The following is a 15,664-nucleotide window of genomic DNA, read 5'->3' on the forward strand; positions in this document are numbered from 1 at the left end:
ATGCCCTCGCTCGACCGTCAGGACAACGTCTTCGTCCTCGACCTCGGAGACGGAGAGAACCGCTTTCACCCCGACTGGCTCACCGCCGTCAGCGCCGCGCTCGACGAGGTGGAGAAGGCGGAAGGCCCCCGCGCCCTGGTCACCGCCGCCACCGGCAAGTTCTACTCCAACGGGCTCGATCTGGACTGGCTGTTCGCCCATGCCGACCAGCACCAGGACTACGTCGTCTTCGTACACGAGCTGTTCGCGCGGATGCTGTCGCTGCCGGTCGTCACGGTGGCCGCGCTGCAGGGGCACACCTTCGCCGCCGGCGCGATGTTCTCCCTCGCCCACGACTTCCGCGTCATGCGCGCCGACCGCGGCTACTGGTGCCTGCCCGAAGCGGACATCAACATCCCCTTCACCCCCGGCATGGCCGCCCTGATCCAGTCCCGGCTGGCGCCGCAGACCGCGCACGAGGCCATGCTCACCGCCCGCCGCTACGGCGGCACCGACGCAGCGGCTGCCGGCATCGTCGACCAGGCGGTCGCCGAGGACGCCGTGCGCTCCACCGCGATCGAGATCGCCCAGGCTCAGGTGAACAAGGCCGGCGACACCCTCGGCACCATCAAGGCCCGCATGTACGCCCCGGCCCTGGCCACCCTGCACGACACGGCCAACCCGCTCGGCTGAGCCGGCATCTCGCCGACCGCACCACCCCGCCCCCGGACGTTTCCGCCCGGGGGCGGGCCGCCCCATCCCGGCCACCGCATCCCGCTGCCCATCCCCGAGCTCCTGGTCCTCCTCGCCGAGCTGGACAGCCCCGGCCGTCCACACCACCGAGGACTTCCCCATCGTCCTGGCCGCCGGCCAGCGCCGGGCCTTCACCGCGAACACGATCTTTGGTCACCGCCGGGCGGCCACCGCTGCCGCGGCCGCGTCCAGGATGCGGTGCAGGACGGGGACCGGGATCGCCGGGTTGGTGACCGCCACGCAGGCCGTGTCGCGGTCGTGCAGCAGCCCGGCCAGGACGCGGGACGGCAGGTGGGGATGGCGCGTCGCGGTCCCGCGCACGTGGTCCGCCGGGTCGTTCAGCAGCCGTACCGCGTCGCCGGGGGACAGCCGGGGGTCCTCGGCTGCGCGTTGACGCACTTCGGCCTCGGGGTCCCGGGCGAGGCGCGCGACGTCAGCGGCGCTGGACTGCGGATCGTCCAGGGCCAGGCGGCGCATTCGTCCACTGGGGTCGTCGACATGGCGCAGCAGCCCCGCGCGGGGGAAGTGGGGGTGGCTGCGGGGGCGGTCGGGGTGGCTGAAGCTGCCGTCCCACCAGCGCCAGACCTCCAGCAGCAGGTCGGCGGGCGCGTCGTCGCACGATTCCGCGAGGAACAGGTGGACCACCCGGTCCTCGTCCCGCGACAGACGCTCCATGACGTCCGGTGGAAGATGCCGGGCGCGGGCCACGCTGCGGCGGATGAGCGGATGGGACGAGGCGGCGAGGCGGCGCATGGCGTCGGGGTCGCTGTGCAGGTCCTCGACCCAGGGCAGGGTGTGCGACATCAACGTCTGGTCGAAGTCGTAGCGCACCGCCCCGCGTTGCTCTTCGGTGAGGTCGGGGCGCAGCGCCACCGCGGACCGGACGTCGTCGTCGGGGTCCTGTGCCAGGACGGCGACGCCGTGCGCGCCCAGGCCCGGGTTCCCGGCCAGCGCCCGGCGTACCTCCGCGTCCCCGTCGCGGACCAGTTCGGCCTCCAACTCGGCCTCGAAGCAGCACTGTTCGAGTGCTCGCCGTCGGGCGGGCAGCGAGGCGAAGACCTCGCGGGGCATGGGGACAGCGGTGTGGTGGGCCAGGAGCGCCGCCGTTCGGACCGTGTCGTCGGTGTCGGCGAGCAGCCGCGCTCGGAGGGGAGCGGCAAGGTCCTCCCATCGTTTGCAGGCGGCCGCCCGGACAGCGGGGTCGGCGTCGGTCGCGAGGCCGGGTAGGTGGTGTGCGGGGAGTCCTGGGAGTTCGGCGGCCTGGGCACGGGAGGGGCCGGCGAGGAGGTCGTCGTACAGGTCCTCGGGGAGTTCGGCGCCCCAGGTGCAGGCTCGCTCCGCCCAGAGGACGCGCTGCCTCGGTGAGGGTTCGGCGTGGATCAGGCGTATCCACTGTTCGGCGGTGAGCTTGGGCCGGAAGGTGTCGGCAGTTCTCGCGCGCACCCGCGGGTCGGGGTGCGCCACGGCGGCGTCGAGGACGGCGGGACGGTCGCAGCCGTGCAGGAAGCCGTCCGCTACGTCCAGCAGCCCGATCAGCAGCTCGTCCGGTGAGGCCGGATTGGACCCGATGCCCTCCGCCCAGTGCAGCGGCCAGGCCGGCAGGCCGGGCACGGCCGCCCACACCTGGGCGCGCTCGGCCTCCGTCTCGTGTCCGGCGGCTGCCGCGGTTTCCTCCAACCGCTCCGGCAGCCGGTCGAGGGCCGTCACCCGCGGTCCGTCGGGGCCTGGGATCTCCGCCAGCAGCACCTGTCCGTCGAGGGAGAGGGCCACGTAACCGGGATCGCCGGTCAGTTCCGGTACACCGTCGCCGGTGGTGCGGACCCGGGTCCACCAGGAGTCGTTTCCGCCGATCCGATGTCCGAGCACGGCCACCAGGAACTCGCCGTCCCCATTGACGAGTTGGCTCCACCACGTGGCGTCGGGCGCCTGCTCGGCCGCGCCGTCCGGGGCTGCGATCCCACGCGCGATGCGCCAGCCGGCCTCCGGCGGGAACAGGCTGCCTGGGGTCATCTCCTCGACGACCGCGAGCCCGGCGCGTTCGAGCAGTGTGTGGAGCTTCTCTCGGCGTTGCACGCGGTCATGATCCCGGCAGGCTCGCGGTGGGGCAAGGCCTCAGCGGATCACCTGCGCGGCGACACACGGAAGGGCCGCACCGGTGAGGTGCGGCCCTTCGACGCCCCCGCCTCATTTCAGGCAGGGCGTTCCTTGCTCATGCCGGCGAGAACTTCTGGGCCGCGGAGCCGTTGCAGTCCCAGATCTGCAGGCGTGTGGCGTTCGCGGTGGCACCCGAGGGTGAGTCGATGCACCGGCCGGTGGCCGGGTTGGACATCGAGCCGTCGGCGTTGGCGACCCAGTTCTGGTAGCCGCCGCCGTTGCAGTTGGCCAGCTGGAGCTTTGTGCCGGCCGCGTTCACACCGCCGGCGATGTCCAGGCACTTGCCCAGCGTGCGCAGGGTCTGGCCGTTCCAGGTCCACTTCTGGTCGAGCGAGGTGGCCTGCTGGCAGTCCCAGAGCTGGACCGCGGTGCCGTCGCCGCCGGTGTCGTCACCCGCCACGTCCACGCACTTGCCGCCGGGTCCGTAGATCGGGGTACCGATGGCGAACTTCTGGGCTGCGGAGCCGTTGCAGTCCCAGATCTGGAGCCGTGTTCCGTTCGCGGTGGCACCCGACGGTGAGTCGATGCACCGGCCGCTGGTCGGGTTCCGCAGCGAGCCGTCGGGCTGGCGCACCCATGACTGGTAGCCGCCGCTGTTGCAGGTGGCGAGCTGCAGCTTCGTACCGGCGGCGCTGTTGCCGCCGGCGATGTCCAGGCACTTGCCGAGGGTCTGCAGGGTCTGGCCGCTCCAGGTCCAGTGCTGGTCCTTGGCCGCCGCCTGGCAGTCCCAGAGCTGGACCGCGGTGCCGTCGCCGCCGGTGTCGTCACCCGCCACGTCCACGCACTTACCGCCGGGTCCGGTGATCGTCTGGCCGCTCACCGAACCGCCGCCGCCACCGCCTCCGGAGCCGGGCGCCTTGTTGTAGACGGCCACCGAGTCGATGACCAGCTTGCCGCCGGAGACCGTGGACGCGTTCGGGCCCCCGCCGAAGGCGTCCGGGAAGCCGCCGCCGATCGCCAGGTCGTAGATGATGAAGAAGGGGTGGTCGACCGCGTCGGACCAGGTCGTGGCGTCCACCTGGTTGGCGTTGACAGTGAAGAAGTTGTTCCCGTCGAGGTAGAACCTGATCTGCTCCGGCGACACCGAGCGGTCGATCTCCGCCGCGTAGTCGTGGAAGCCCGTCTGGCAGCCCGAACAGGCGCGTTCACCGGAGCCGATGCCGGTCGACTCGTTGCACGGTCCACCCGGATTCACCCCGCAGTGCAGGGTGCTGAAGACGGAGCTGCGGCCGTTGATGTCCTCCATGATGTCGACCTCGCCGGACTTCGGCCAGGTCACACCGTCGCGCAGCGGCGCGCCCAGCATCCAGAACGCCGGCCAGTACCCCGCGCCGTTGGCGGTGGTGACGTCGGGCTGCTGGAGGACGGACTCGATGCGTACGACGCCGCCGGCCGGGGCACCGAAGCCCGCCGACTGGGTCTCCACGCGCCCGGAGGTCCATCCGCTGCGCGCGTCGGAGCCCGAGTGCAGGGCCTGGAGCACCAGATGACCCTGACCGTCGTGGTAGACGTTCGAGGTGCTGTTGGTCATTGTCTCGATCTCACCGGTGCCGAAGTTGCTGCCCGGCCCGGTGTCGTACTTCCACACGCTCTGATCGATGCCGGTGCCGGACGCACCGTTGAAGTCGTCGCTCCAGGTGAGCGTGAAGCCCGACGGTGCCGGGGGCACGGCCGCCTGGGCGTTCAGTGTCGTGGTGACGGTGGCCGCCACCGTCATCATGACGACGGGAATCAGAGAGAGCGCTCTCTTCCACCCGCCGCGCTGTGCCCGTGCAGGGGGTGATTGCATAGGTTCGACCTCCGAAGAAGGACATGATCGCGTGTATCCGCCGTGCCGCCTCTGGTGATCTCCATCAACGGTGAGCAGTGCACGCGCCCTTGCGGGTCCGGATGACGACGAACGGGGCGGCGGCCGGCGCTTGGGGTGCCATCGGCAGGCGGACCCACAGCGGACGGTCGGGTTCTCGTCCCTCCACCGGCGGATGCATCGTCAACTCTGATGAATGTCTATGGTGTTGAGTGATGTGGAGTTCTGTGCGAGGCAGACGGTATTGGCCCAGACCAATACCGTCAAGGCTGTGCAACAGACCGGGAACGGCTTGGGTGCCGGCCCGTTCGGCTGGACGAGGTTGCCCGGCGGACGGCCCCGCTGGTGCCGCCCGGCACGAAGGTGCTGGCCGGCCTCGAGGTGGGCGGCATCCCGGTAGGAACGGCGTTTGGCAGGAATGTGGGGCTGCAGGCGGGATCCCCATGGAGGCCCGGATCGGTTCGGCCGCGCCGCGCCGGTGGGCACGACCGACGACGGGCGGTTCCGGCGACTCACCGTGCACCTCCCCCCGAAGTGCGCCCGCCGCCTGTTCGAGGCCCGCGACGCGGGTGCCGGCGACCGGCAGAGGCGTGGCACGTCGCCGACGGGTGCAAGGACGTGGAGGTCCAGGACGGTGGCGGCCGTGCGTCAGGGGACTGTCGGACGTGGCCGTCAATGACATTGACGGTGGGAGTCGCAGCCGGTTGAGCGCTGACGCGGGTCGAGGTGGCAGGGGGACTGTCGGTGGCTGGTGGCAGGATCACCGTCATGGGTTTCTTACGTACTACTCCGCCGCGGCCCGTGGATGTGACCGCCGTCTTTCCCGAGCTGGCTCCCCTGGCGCGACCTGCGATGCGGCTGCATCCGCGTCCGGGCTCGCCCTCGGTCGGGGACAGCTCGGTCGGTGGGCCGCTGCTGTGGCCGGCTGAGGAGCCGTGGCCGCAGTGCGAAGACGCGCACCTGCACGTGGACACGGGATTCCGCCAGTCACCGACCGAAGTACGGCTCCAGCGACGCTTGCAGTCCCGGTGGCGCCCTGACGACCGACCTCCCGTGTTCACGCCCGAGGAGGAGGCGCTCAAGGAGCGCAGTGCCGCGCGGCTCGCTGAACGGCTCGACGCCGGCCCTCCCTGGCCCGCCGAGTGCCCGGTCCCGATGTTGCCCGTGGCTCAGCTCTTCCTGCGTGACATACCCCTGTTGCGGCCGCCCGGGCAGGCCGATCTGCTTCAGGTTCTCTGGTGCCCGTACGAGCATGAACCGGATTACAAACCGTCGACCGCACTGTTCTGGCGGTCGGCCGCGGAGGTCGGCGACATCCTCGCCACACCACCGGAACCGTACGAGGCGGACTATCCGGGTTACGTGCCAGAAGCGTGCCTGCTGGCACCTGAAGCGATCACCGAGTACCCCAACAGCCTGGATCTGGGTCCGGAGCTGCAGCGGATGCTGGAGGACCGGAACAGATGGCAGGCGGCCGGCGCCGACGTGGACAGCTCCTACGCGGAGTATCCGCGCGACTTCTACTCCCTTCATCTGGGCAACGCACCCGGCTGGAAGGTCGGCGGCTGGCCCCCTTGGGGCCGCACCGACCCGAACCCCCGGTACTGCGCTGTGTGCGAGGTGCAGATGGTCCCGCTGCTGACGATCGCTTCCTGGGAGTGGGACGGCGGTGAAGGGCGCAGCTGGGCGCCGCAGGAGGACCAGGCCGCCGCCCTCGCCGACTCCCACTACCCGGGCCAGGACCCCTCGCAGCCGACGAGGGTAGAAGTAGGCAGCGCGGACAACATGCAGATCTATGTCTGCCCGACCTCCCCCGAACATCCACACACCGACCTGATCCAATGATCGCCCCGGGAGGATCCACCGGATCGCATCGTCGAGCGGGCAGACGACGTGAGCCCATCCCGCCTTCGCGGCCGGCGTGCGCGGGGCCCAGGCGCAGCGCGCCATGATGTGCCGCACCGTCCAGCCGGCCCCGCGGCTCTCCGGGTAGGCCACCCGCAGCGAGGGCACCCGCACGGCTTCACCCAGGGCAGAACGCCGCTCCCTTCCCCCGGCGCCCCACATCCATAGGCTGAAGGGGTGAGCACTCATGCGCCGAACGAAGCCCGTGTCATTCCCTTGCGCCCGCAGACCGCGCCGCCCGGTTCCGGCGGGACGCCCCGCGCCCCGCAGCAACCGGCGGGAGCCCCGCAGACGTCCGCGCCGAGGGAGCCCCTGTGGCGGGACCTCGTCGGCGATGTGCTGCGGCGCGAACGGCTCGCCCAGGAGCGGACGCTGAAGGACGTCGCGGAGGAGGCCCGGATCTCGATGCCGTACCTGTCGGAGGTGGAGCGCGGGCGCAAGGAGGCATCCTCCGAGGTGCTCGCCGCCGCAGCCCAGGCCCTCGGGCTCGGCCTCGCCGACCTGCTCTCGCTCGCCCAGACCGAGCTGGCCCGGTATTCCAGGAGCCGGGTGGGCCGGGGCCGCACGTCGCCCACGGCGCGGTACGACGGACTCTGCCTGGCCGCCTGACAGGGCCGACGGCCGGTACGACGGGTGCACCACCGCCGTACCGGCCCGCTCGCCGGCCCCGGTCGCGGACGCGCGGGTCAGACGAACGCGAGCCGTCGGCTCAGCACCTCGTCGGCGAGCCCGTAGGCGACGGCTTCCTCGGCGGTGAGTACCTTGTCCCGGTCCATGTCCGCGCGCAGCGCCGCCACGTCGTGGTGCGTGTGCCGGGACAGGACCTCCTCCACCTGCGAGCGGATGCGGACCATCTCCTTGGCCGCGAGGCTGAGGTCGGAGACCGTGCCCTGCCGGCCGCCGCTGGCCGGCTGGCCGAGCAGCACCCGCGCGTGCTGGAGCACGAACCGTCGCCCGGGATCGCCGCCGGCCAGGAGCACCGCCGCCGTAGACGCCGCCTGACCGACGCAGAACGTGGAGATCGGGGACCGCACGAACGTCATCGTGTCGTAGATCGCCATCAGCGAAGTGAACGACCCGCCCGGCGAGTTGAGATAGATCGAGATCTCCTGCTCCGGGTTCGCCGACTCCAGATGCAGGAGTTGCGCGATGACCACATTAGCGACCCCGTCGTCGATCTCGGTGCCGAGGAAGATGATCCGCTCGTTCAGCAGCCGGCTGAAGACGTCGTAGGACCGCTCACCCTGTGCGGTCCGCTCGATGACGTAGGGAACCGTGTACGACCCCATGTCACAGCCCCATCCGTCGGCGTGACGAGGCCGGGCGGATGTCGGTGAGCGACTCCACCACCCGGTCCACCATCCCGTACTCCTTGGCCTGCTCGGCCGTGAACCAGCGGTCCCGGTCGCCGTCCCGCGCGATCGTCTCCTCGCTCTGCCCGGTGTGCTCGGCGGTGATCCGCTCGATGGCCTGCTTGGTGAACTGGAGGTTCTCCGCCTGGATCTCGATGTCCGCGGCGCTGCCGCCGATACCCGCCGAGGGCTGGTGCATCATGATCCGCGCGTTCGGCAGCGCGAACCGCTTGCCGGGCGCCCCCACGGTGAGCAGGAACTGACCCATGCTGGCGGCAAACCCCATCGCCAGCGTCGAGACGTCGTTCGGGATGAGCCGCATGGTGTCGTAGATGGCGAGCCCCGCGGTGACCGACCCGCCGGGGCTGTTGATGTACAGGCTGATGTCGGTGCGCGGGTCCTCCGCCGACAGCAGCAGCAGTTGCGCGCACACCCGGTTGGCCGACACGTCGTCGACCTGGGTGCCGAGGACGACGATCCGCTGGGCGAGCAGCTGTGCCGCGAGATGGTCGTCGAAGCGGCTGGGCGGTGTGTCGCCCTCCTCCGCGCGGGGAGAGAGCGTCGTGAGTGCAGTCATCTGGTCTCCATGTCGAGGGGGATGCCGTCGACTCCACTCTTGACCTCGCCGGACCCCCGGATGCGATTTCTCTGCCCGCCGCAGATTCGCCGCGGGCAGAGACGGCGGCTCAGCCCTTCTGAGCGGCGCCGGCCGCACGGTGGAGGCTGTGGCCCATGACGAGCCACTCCTGGACGGGGTCCGTGATCACGACGCCGGCGCGTGGGGGCCGCTGGTGTCGCGGCAGCGATTGAGACAGCATGCGGCGCATGGACTGGATGCCTCTGCTCTCCACGCTGGCAGGCGCCGCTATCGGCATCGCCGCCACCCTGATCACCGACCGCAACAGGTGGCGGCGCGAGGAAGAACGACATGCTCTGGAAGTGCGGCGCGCCGTGTACACGGAGTACGCCTCTGCCCTCAAGGACGCGGGAGAAGAGATACGGGCTGTCGCCCTGGGCGATCACATGTCCGGGTCGGCGCGAGACGCGGCGGTGCGCGAAGCCTTCCGTGGGACCGGGCTGCACACGGCGAGCGAGCAGCTCTGGCTCGTGGGGCCGCCGCTCGTAGTCGCGGCCGGGAACGAGGCGTTTCACAGCCTGCGTCGGATGCGCGACGCCTATGCCCGCGGAGTCGCAGTCGGCTCCGCCGAGGACAGGGCCTTCATCCAACAGCGCCGCACGGCCATGGCCGAGATGCGCCGCCGCATGCGTGAGGATCTGGGCATCGGCCCGCTCGGGATCGAATAGCCCCGGTGCCCTTATGCGGTCTCAGTGCCGGGCGGCAGAGAACGACGCGGGCACGGCTCAGGATCGCGAAACCTGGCGGCGGCCCGTCGGATCCATCCGGCCCCGGGAGGACAAGGCGCCTGATGACGTGTCCGCCTTCGGTGAGGGAACGGCGGCCGGTGCCGGGTGGCGCAGTCCGATGTCGCGGGGACGTGGTGGTGCGAACAGCTCTCGGGCTCCGACGAGATGGAGCAGCCTGTCGACCGCGGGGCTGCCGGCATCGATGACGACCGTCTTGGCCTGGCTACGGGCGCGCTGCCGGAGCTCCAGCAGTACGGTCAGGCCGGCGCAGTCGCAGAAGTCGAGCCGACTCAGGTCCAGGTCCAGGCCGCTGACCGACCTGGCGAGCGCTGCGCGCAGGTCGTGGCGGAGCCGGGTGCCGGAATCGAGGTCGAGTTCACCAATGACCTCCACGCGGATCCGTTCTCCGCTCGATGTGCAGCGGGCGACTGCCAGGCCGGCCCGTGGCGGCCCCTCGACGTCTCTTCCGTCCCCCGAGCAGGCAAGGTCCGAAGTGACGAGGGGCTGGGCCCGATGGGCGGAGTCGTGCATGGCTCACTCCCTCATCCGCATGCGATCTGCCTCCACGTTCCCCCGAGAACCCAAATTACGTCAACCAATGCACGAAATTTATTACGTGTTTCTGGTTGCGTGAAAGTTGAATCAGTGGAAGGGGCAGCGCATGGACGGAGTGCTCGAGCCGTGCGGAGGATCATCGTCGCCCTGAAACGGGACGGTTACCCCTCCCGCGCCTGCAGTGCCGCGCGCATGGTGAGCAGCCGGCGGTTCTGAACGGTGCCGTGGTAGGCCATCCACCCGGTGAAGGCGACGGTGAGCACGGCCAGGCCGACGGTCTGCCGCAGCCCCGCGGTGAGGGCTGTCAGCACGGTGATCGAGGTGAAGAGCACCACGAGGAAAACCAGTGCCGCCACGCGGTGCCGACTCCGGTGCAGACGCTGCTCGACCAGGTCGTGCATCGCCCGGCGCTCCTGCGGATCCGACGGCACCTCACCGGTGCGCAGCTTCCGGTCCAGCGACACGAGACCGTCCGTCGTGCCGCCCGCGGCCCGCTTCTCTTTGCGGCGCGCGGCCAGCGCGACGCCGATCCCGCCGACGGAGATGACGGCGGTGCGCAGCACTACGGAGAGGAACGAGCGCCCCGGATAGATCAGCGTGATCAGCGCGCTGGCGGCGAGCACGGACAGGGCGATCTGCACCCACAGGTGCTTGCTGAGGAAGGTGTTGATCCTTTCCATGCCCGGCCTCCCTCACAGCCGCTTTCTGCGCCGGGCGGCGGCGAGCCGCATCGCGCACGCGACCGCCAGGAGGATCCAGGCCACCGCGCAGTACGCCCAGGCCGTCATCCCCCGTGCGGCGCCGACCGAACTCGCCACCGCCCACAGAGCCAGAACGACACACAGGGCGGTCCACGCGATATCGGCGACGCGGACCCGCAGTTGCGAGCGCTGTCGGGTGCCGGGCGGCAGCGTGCCGAGTGTGGATATGCCAGTCTTCTCTCGCGGGTTCACGAGCCGTCGCTCCTCTCGTCCGGATGGGACTTCCCGACTACCCGGGCCGTCACGGCACACGCGTCAAGCACGCTCGCAGATACGGAAGTTGGCAGTCCGGATGGCTGTCCGGGAGCGGGCAGGCCGGCATCGCGCCTGCCGGGGCGGCAGCGTCCGACCTGCGCACGCAGGTCCGCCTCGGCCTGGCCGGAGTGACTCTACTCAGCGGCTGCGCTCCCACCGCAGTCCGCTGCGCGCGTCGTCAGACGCCGGTGTGGCCCCAGCAGGTCGACGTCCCAGTACCGGCTCTCGTAGCCGAGGCCCAGCGCTACGACCTCCGGGCCCATGAGGACCTTGTAGAAGCCGTTCTCGGAACCGGGATCGGTGGCCATGTCCGCGAAGTACGCGTCGTGTTCGTACCCGAAGAACATGAACTCGTGGATGAAGGGCGAGAAGATACCCGCGTCGCTCAGTCGGGTGCGCAGGTCCCTGCCGTCGCTTCCGACGGACGTGAGCTTGTTCTGCTGGGACATGTCCCGGGCGTGGGCCTGGGCGACATCGCCGGCCCTGTCCGAGATCAGCAGCGCGGGCAGCCCCAGGTCGGTCCGTTCCTTGTTGATCTCGCAGACGATGCGGTCGACGTTCGGGTAGTACCCCGCGGGCGACGCCACCCCTGCCGGTTCCGCCTGCCGCGCGGTGCCCACCGTCGCGTTGGACTGCCCCGGCACCAGCAGCCCGAACACTCCGGCCGCCGCGACGGCAACCATCGACCTCACCATGTGCTTCACGCCTGGCCTCCTCAACAGGACGGTCCCTGGTCGGGGACGACGTGCTCACTGTCCCGGTGCCTGCACCCCGCGCACGTCCGCGACATGCCGGGATTCCCTCGCATGGATCAGCCGCCGACGGTGCGCTGCCCAGGGCTTTCGGGGGCCGTCTCGCCGGGTCGCCGGGTGAACCGTGCCGGCGAGTCCGGGAGTCGCGTCCAGCGGACCGAGGGCCGATCAGCCGGCGGGCAGCGGCCGGCTCCCGCGCGGGTGCAGGCGGTCGGCGAGGAAAGCGAGGATCTCGTCGCGGGCCCGGACCGTGGGATGGCCGGCCTCGTCGACGAGATGGGCGGTGACGACGCTGTGCGGGGTGCCGACCAGATCGGCGAAGAAGGGCGGCGGGGCCGGATGGGCGGCGCTGTCCGGGAGGACGCGCCCGTCGAAGGCGTCACCGAGCAGCGCACGGTAGGCGGCGAAGCGCTGCCCCGTGCACCAGCGGTCGCCCTCGAAGCGGTAGGCGAGCACGGTGAGCCCGTCGCGGTCGAGCCGGTCGCGCACCGCGCGCGCGTCCGCCGCGGCGAGTTCCAGTCCGCCGGGGTCGTCGAGCGGGAGCGACGGGTGGTTGACCACCGGGGCGATCACCGCAGGCTCCAGGGCCATGGTGAGGGCGAAGTTACCGGTGAAGCACAGACCGATCGCGCCCACCCCCGGCCCGCCGCACGCGCCGTGGGCCTGGCGCGCCAGGCCGCGCAGCCAGAGCGTCACCGGGCTGGTGCCGCCCCCGGCGAAGGCACGGAACTCCGCGCTGACACAGGCGCGGCGGACGACCTCCCGGCCGCCCTCGACCGTGGGAAAGGCACCGTCCGTCCCGAACAGGGAGGGCACATGAACGGTGAAGCCCGCGTCCCGCACCCAGCGTGCGAGTCGCAGGACGTCGGGACTGATGCCCGGCATCTCGGGCAGCACCACGACCGCGGGCCCGGCCCCGGCCACGTACACCGTCTTCTCCACCCCCTCCACGGTCACGCTCCGGCGGATGAAGTCGGTGATCGGATCGTCGTCGCTCATGGGGCCAGCCTGGTCCGGGGGCCGGTCGCCGGGTGAGGGGCGGGATCGCCGAGGCCAAGGGTAATCTCGCCACAGGCGAGGGGCGCGATCGGTACGGGTCCGCGAACCGGGGCCGGGGCCCCTGGGGAGGGAGCGATGACGGAGGCGGCGCGGCGGGCGGAGGACGGTTCGGGTCCGGGCGCGGGACCGGGGGCGCTGCGGATCGGCGTCCTGGCGTACCCGGGCTGCTTCGCGTCCGAAGTGTTCGGCATCCCCGACCTGTTGACGATGGCCGGGCATGTCGCCGGCCCGGGAGCGCCCGGTTACCTGGTGTCGGTCGTCTCGCCCCGCCGCCATGTCACGGCCTCGGGCGGCGCGCGCCTGGACGTGCGTCCCTTGCGCGAGGCCGATGTCCTCGTGGTCCCCGGCTTCGAACTGCGCCCGGACACGGACCTCGACGCGCGGCTCGCCCGGCTCGCCCCCGAGATCGCGGCCATCCGCGCGCAGGCCGCCGCCGGCACCGCCGTCGTCTCCCTCTGCGTCGGCGCGTTCCTGCTCGCCGAGGCCGGGCTTCTCGACCGGCGCCGGGCCACCACCTCCTGGCTGCACGCGGGCGAACTGGCCAGGCGCTGCCCGGACGCCGACGTACGGCCCGAGCACCTGGTCGTCACCGACACGGGGGTGACGACCACGGCCGCCTTCAGTGCCATGTACGACTTCGCGCTGGACCTGATCCGCCGACACGACGGCGCCCGGGTGGCCCGCACCACCGCACGGCTGGCGCTCGTCGACGACGCGCGGAACTCCCAGACCCCGTACGTCGACCCGCGGCTCCTCCCACAGCCCGGCCGGGAGTTCTCCCAGCGGGTCATGCGGCGGCTCGACCAGCACCTCGCCGAACGGTACGACCTCGCCGCGCTCGCGGAAGCCTTCCGCGTCAGCACCCGCACGCTGCTGCGCCGCTTCGCCGAAGAGACCGGACGCAGCCCGCTGGCTCATCTCCAGGAGTCCCGCATCCGCCGCGCCCGCCATCTTCTGGAGACCACCGACGGCACCGTCGCCGCCGTCGCCGCGGCCGTCGGCTACCAGGATCCCGGCACCTTCGCCGCTCTCTTCGCCCGCCACACCGGCCACCGCCCGAGCGCCTACCGTGCCGCCTTCCGCCGCACGGAGCGGGCGTCGGACCCGGACGACGGCGTCCGGTAGCACTCCGTGCCGCCGGAGGCGCGGAGTACCGGCGATCCGGTGGAGGTGACGGTGTGGGATGGCGGCCTGGTGCTGCCGGGGGAGAGGGCCGCGGATGCCGCGCGGGGCCGGTCGGCGCGGTGAGCGGAGAAAAGAGTGAAATCGCCGCAGGGGAAGCGACGTTGGTCCACTCCTGGTCCGGATCTCGGTTGGCCGGGGGCCGCGCCGGGCGTCGGTGCTGTTCGCGCGGCCAGGGGAGGCCCGGGCGGCATGCTTCGTGCTAATGTCGATTTTTTGCAGCGTCGCTGTGCCGGTGCCCCGCACGGGGCCCCCGGCCGGTGGCCGCGTCCCCGCCGCGCCTTCCTCGGTACGGTCTTTCGGAGGAAGGCTTTCTGTGAGCGAATCGACACGTGCCGATGCCCGGCGGCAGGAAGATGTGTCCGCGGCGTCGGGTGCCACTTCGGCACGGCCCACGGCGGCGTCGTTCGCACAGCTGGGGCTGCCCGCCGAGGTTCTGCGGGTGCTCGGCGAGCACGGTGTGACGGTCCCCTTCCCCATCCAGGCGGCGGCGCTGCCGAACGCGCTCGCGGGACGGGACGTCCTGGGACGGGGGCGTACGGGATCCGGTAAGACGCTCGCCTTCGGGCTGGGGATGCTCGCCCGGACGGCCGGGCGGCGCGCGCAGCCGAAGGAGCCGCTGGCGCTCGTCCTGGTGCCCACCAGGGAGCTGGCGCAACAGGTCGGTGAGGCGCTCGCCCCGTACGCCGAGGCACTGCGGCTGCGGCTTGCGACCGTGGTGGGCGGAGTGTCCATCGGACGGCAGGCCGCCGTGCTGCGCGACGGCGCCGAGATCGTCGTCGCCACACCCGGTCGGCTGCACGACCTCGTCGAGCGCAAGAGCTGCCGGCTGGGACGGGTGCGCATCGCGGTCCTGGACGAGGCCGACCAGATGTGTGACATGGGGTTCCTGCCGCAGGTCACCGAGATCCTGGACCAGGTGCGTCCCGACGGGCAGCGGATGCTGTTCTCCGCCACCCTCGACCGCGACGTCGATCAGCTGGTGCAGCGCTACCTGCGCGATCCCGCGGTCCACTCCGTGGACCCCTCGTCCGGCGCGGTCTCCGCGATCGAGCACCACGTCTTCGTCGTGCACGGCCCGGACCGGTACGCGGTGACCACGGAGATCGCCGCCCGGGACGGCCGCGTCCTGCTGTTCCTGGACACCAAGCACGGCGTCGACCAGCTCACGCGGCATCTGCGGGCCAGTGGCGTGGCCGCCGCCGCCCTGCACAGCGGGAAGGCCCAGCCGCAGCGCACCCGGACCCTGGCCCAGTTCAAGAACGGGCAGGTCACCGCGCTGGTGGCGACGAACGTCGCCGCACGCGGCCTGCACGTCGACGACCTCGACCTGGTAGTCAACGTCGACCCGGCCACCGACCCGAAGGACTATCTGCACCGCGCGGGCCGCACGGCCCGGGCCGGCCGCTCCGGCACCGTCGTGACACTCGTCCTGTCGGGACAGCGCCGCGAGACGAGCCAGGTCATGGCGGACGCCGACGTCGTACCCAAGGTCACCAAGGTGCGGTCCGGCGAGGCGGAGCTGAGCCGGATCACCGGCGCCAAGGCCCCCTCCGGAGAACCTCTCGACGGCGGGCCGGCCGTACCGCGCCCCAGGAACCACAACGCCCCGTTCCGCGGCCTGGGCAGTACCAAGGACGCGAAGAGCGGCTCCGGTGGCAGGTCCTCCCGCAAGAGCGGCGAGGCCCGCAAGCTCGCGGAGGCCCGCAAGGCGGCCCGGGTGCGGCGCGGCGGCTGAGCCGGGCTTCCCGGACCGGCCGCGGGCGGCATGGTCCGCTGCCACCG

Annotated in this window: 15 protein-coding genes and 1 pseudogene; 7 read left to right on the top strand and 9 right to left on the bottom strand. The window is 71.6% G+C overall.

The window, feature by feature from the left end:
* Positions 1-672: an enoyl-CoA hydratase-related protein gene (locus tag ACZ7KF_RS40015; protein ID WP_471087106.1), complete on the top strand. Its 672-nt coding sequence runs from the start codon at positions 1-3 to the stop codon at positions 670-672.
* A 213-nt stretch (positions 673-885) separates the two neighbouring features.
* On the opposite strand, the gene ACZ7KF_RS40020 is transcribed toward ACZ7KF_RS40015, so the two are convergent.
* Positions 886-2,805 carry a hypothetical protein gene (locus ACZ7KF_RS40020; protein WP_471087108.1) on the bottom strand — a complete coding sequence of 640 codons (1,920 nt, stop codon included), beginning with the start codon at positions 2,803-2,805 and terminating at the stop codon, positions 886-888.
* A gap of 136 nt (positions 2,806-2,941) precedes the next feature.
* Positions 2,942-4,606, bottom strand: coding sequence for a ricin-type beta-trefoil lectin domain protein (locus ACZ7KF_RS40025; protein ID WP_471087111.1), 1,665 nt, complete (start codon positions 4,604-4,606; stop codon positions 2,942-2,944).
* 544 nt (positions 4,607-5,150) lie between these two features.
* On the opposite strand from ACZ7KF_RS40025, the pseudogene ACZ7KF_RS40030 reads away from it, so the two are divergent.
* The 3 genes and pseudogenes from ACZ7KF_RS40030 to ACZ7KF_RS40040 form a co-directional block, all read left to right on the top strand.
* Positions 5,151-5,379 (top strand): annotated as a pseudogene (locus tag ACZ7KF_RS40030) (telomere-protecting terminal protein Tpg); the annotation flags it as partial.
* 82 nt (positions 5,380-5,461) lie between these two features.
* The gene (locus tag ACZ7KF_RS40035; protein ID WP_471087114.1) at positions 5,462-6,538 is read left to right on the top strand and encodes a hypothetical protein; all 1,077 of its coding nucleotides are present in this window, start codon (positions 5,462-5,464) and stop codon (positions 6,536-6,538) included.
* A gap of 237 nt (positions 6,539-6,775) precedes the next feature.
* Positions 6,776-7,207, top strand: coding sequence for a helix-turn-helix domain-containing protein (locus ACZ7KF_RS40040; RefSeq protein ID WP_471087117.1), 432 nt, complete (start codon positions 6,776-6,778; stop codon positions 7,205-7,207).
* A 77-nt stretch (positions 7,208-7,284) separates the two neighbouring features.
* On the opposite strand, the gene ACZ7KF_RS40045 is transcribed toward ACZ7KF_RS40040, so the two are convergent.
* Together ACZ7KF_RS40045 and ACZ7KF_RS40050 are read right to left on the bottom strand one after the other, a co-directional pair.
* Positions 7,285-7,887, bottom strand: coding sequence for a ClpP family protease (locus tag ACZ7KF_RS40045; protein WP_471087120.1), 603 nt, complete (start codon positions 7,885-7,887; stop codon positions 7,285-7,287).
* Between the two features lies 1 nt (position 7,888).
* Complete coding sequence (locus ACZ7KF_RS40050) at positions 7,889-8,527, bottom strand: ATP-dependent Clp protease proteolytic subunit (protein WP_471087123.1); 639 nt, start codon at positions 8,525-8,527, stop codon at positions 7,889-7,891.
* A gap of 248 nt (positions 8,528-8,775) precedes the next feature.
* On the opposite strand from ACZ7KF_RS40050, the gene ACZ7KF_RS40055 reads away from it, so the two are divergent.
* Positions 8,776-9,255: a hypothetical protein gene (locus ACZ7KF_RS40055; protein ID WP_471087126.1), complete on the top strand. Its 480-nt coding sequence runs from the start codon at positions 8,776-8,778 to the stop codon at positions 9,253-9,255.
* A gap of 57 nt (positions 9,256-9,312) precedes the next feature.
* On the opposite strand, the gene ACZ7KF_RS40060 is transcribed toward ACZ7KF_RS40055, so the two are convergent.
* The 5 genes from ACZ7KF_RS40060 to ACZ7KF_RS40080 form a co-directional block, all read right to left on the bottom strand.
* Positions 9,313-9,846 (bottom strand): STAS domain-containing protein, encoded by a 534-nt coding sequence (locus tag ACZ7KF_RS40060; RefSeq protein WP_471087129.1) that lies wholly within the window; start codon positions 9,844-9,846, stop codon positions 9,313-9,315.
* A 185-nt stretch (positions 9,847-10,031) separates the two neighbouring features.
* Positions 10,032-10,550 (bottom strand): hypothetical protein, encoded by a 519-nt coding sequence (locus ACZ7KF_RS40065; RefSeq protein WP_471087132.1) that lies wholly within the window; start codon positions 10,548-10,550, stop codon positions 10,032-10,034.
* 12 nt (positions 10,551-10,562) lie between these two features.
* Complete coding sequence (locus tag ACZ7KF_RS40070; RefSeq protein WP_471087135.1) at positions 10,563-10,823, bottom strand: hypothetical protein; 261 nt, start codon at positions 10,821-10,823, stop codon at positions 10,563-10,565.
* 197 nt (positions 10,824-11,020) lie between these two features.
* Entirely contained in the window at positions 11,021-11,581 is a 561-nt protein-coding gene (locus ACZ7KF_RS40075) for a CAP domain-containing protein (protein WP_471087206.1), read from the bottom strand.
* A 225-nt stretch (positions 11,582-11,806) separates the two neighbouring features.
* Positions 11,807-12,637: a dienelactone hydrolase family protein gene (locus tag ACZ7KF_RS40080; protein WP_471087137.1), complete on the bottom strand. Its 831-nt coding sequence runs from the start codon at positions 12,635-12,637 to the stop codon at positions 11,807-11,809.
* A gap of 135 nt (positions 12,638-12,772) precedes the next feature.
* Here ACZ7KF_RS40080 and ACZ7KF_RS40085 point away from each other — a divergent pair, with 135 nt between their 5' ends.
* On the top strand, positions 12,773-13,822 hold the full coding sequence (locus ACZ7KF_RS40085; RefSeq protein ID WP_471087140.1) for a GlxA family transcriptional regulator: 1,050 nt from the start codon (positions 12,773-12,775) through the stop codon (positions 13,820-13,822).
* A 373-nt stretch (positions 13,823-14,195) separates the two neighbouring features.
* Positions 14,196-15,617, top strand: a complete 1,422-nt coding sequence (locus ACZ7KF_RS40090) for a DEAD/DEAH box helicase (protein WP_471087143.1) — start codon at positions 14,196-14,198, stop codon at positions 15,615-15,617.
* Positions 15,618-15,664: the final 47 nt, after the last annotated feature.

This window comes from Streptomyces sp. NPDC038200, assembly GCF_055600785.1.

What these genes read in the sequence shown, in the direction of transcription:
- ACZ7KF_RS40085 (WP_471087140.1), top strand. Translation starts at nt 12,773, where the DNA reads ATGACGGAGGCGGCGCGGCGGGCGGAGGACGGTTCGGGTCCGGGCGCG.
- ACZ7KF_RS40075 (WP_471087206.1), bottom strand. Translation starts at nt 11,581, where the DNA reads ATGGTGAGGTCGATGGTTGCCGTCGCGGCGGCCGGAGTGTTCGGGCTG.
- ACZ7KF_RS40060 (WP_471087129.1), bottom strand. Translation starts at nt 9,846, where the DNA reads ATGCACGACTCCGCCCATCGGGCCCAGCCCCTCGTCACTTCGGACCTT.
- ACZ7KF_RS40055 (WP_471087126.1), top strand. Translation starts at nt 8,776, where the DNA reads ATGGACTGGATGCCTCTGCTCTCCACGCTGGCAGGCGCCGCTATCGGC.
- ACZ7KF_RS40015 (WP_471087106.1), top strand. Translation starts at nt 1, where the DNA reads ATGCCCTCGCTCGACCGTCAGGACAACGTCTTCGTCCTCGACCTCGGA.
- ACZ7KF_RS40080 (WP_471087137.1), bottom strand. Translation starts at nt 12,637, where the DNA reads ATGAGCGACGACGATCCGATCACCGACTTCATCCGCCGGAGCGTGACC.
- ACZ7KF_RS40045 (WP_471087120.1), bottom strand. Translation starts at nt 7,887, where the DNA reads ATGGGGTCGTACACGGTTCCCTACGTCATCGAGCGGACCGCACAGGGT.
- ACZ7KF_RS40035 (WP_471087114.1), top strand. Translation starts at nt 5,462, where the DNA reads ATGGGTTTCTTACGTACTACTCCGCCGCGGCCCGTGGATGTGACCGCC.
- ACZ7KF_RS40050 (WP_471087123.1), bottom strand. Translation starts at nt 8,527, where the DNA reads ATGACTGCACTCACGACGCTCTCTCCCCGCGCGGAGGAGGGCGACACA.
- ACZ7KF_RS40065 (WP_471087132.1), bottom strand. Translation starts at nt 10,550, where the DNA reads ATGGAAAGGATCAACACCTTCCTCAGCAAGCACCTGTGGGTGCAGATC.
- ACZ7KF_RS40025 (WP_471087111.1), bottom strand. Translation starts at nt 4,606, where the DNA reads ATGATGACGGTGGCGGCCACCGTCACCACGACACTGAACGCCCAGGCG.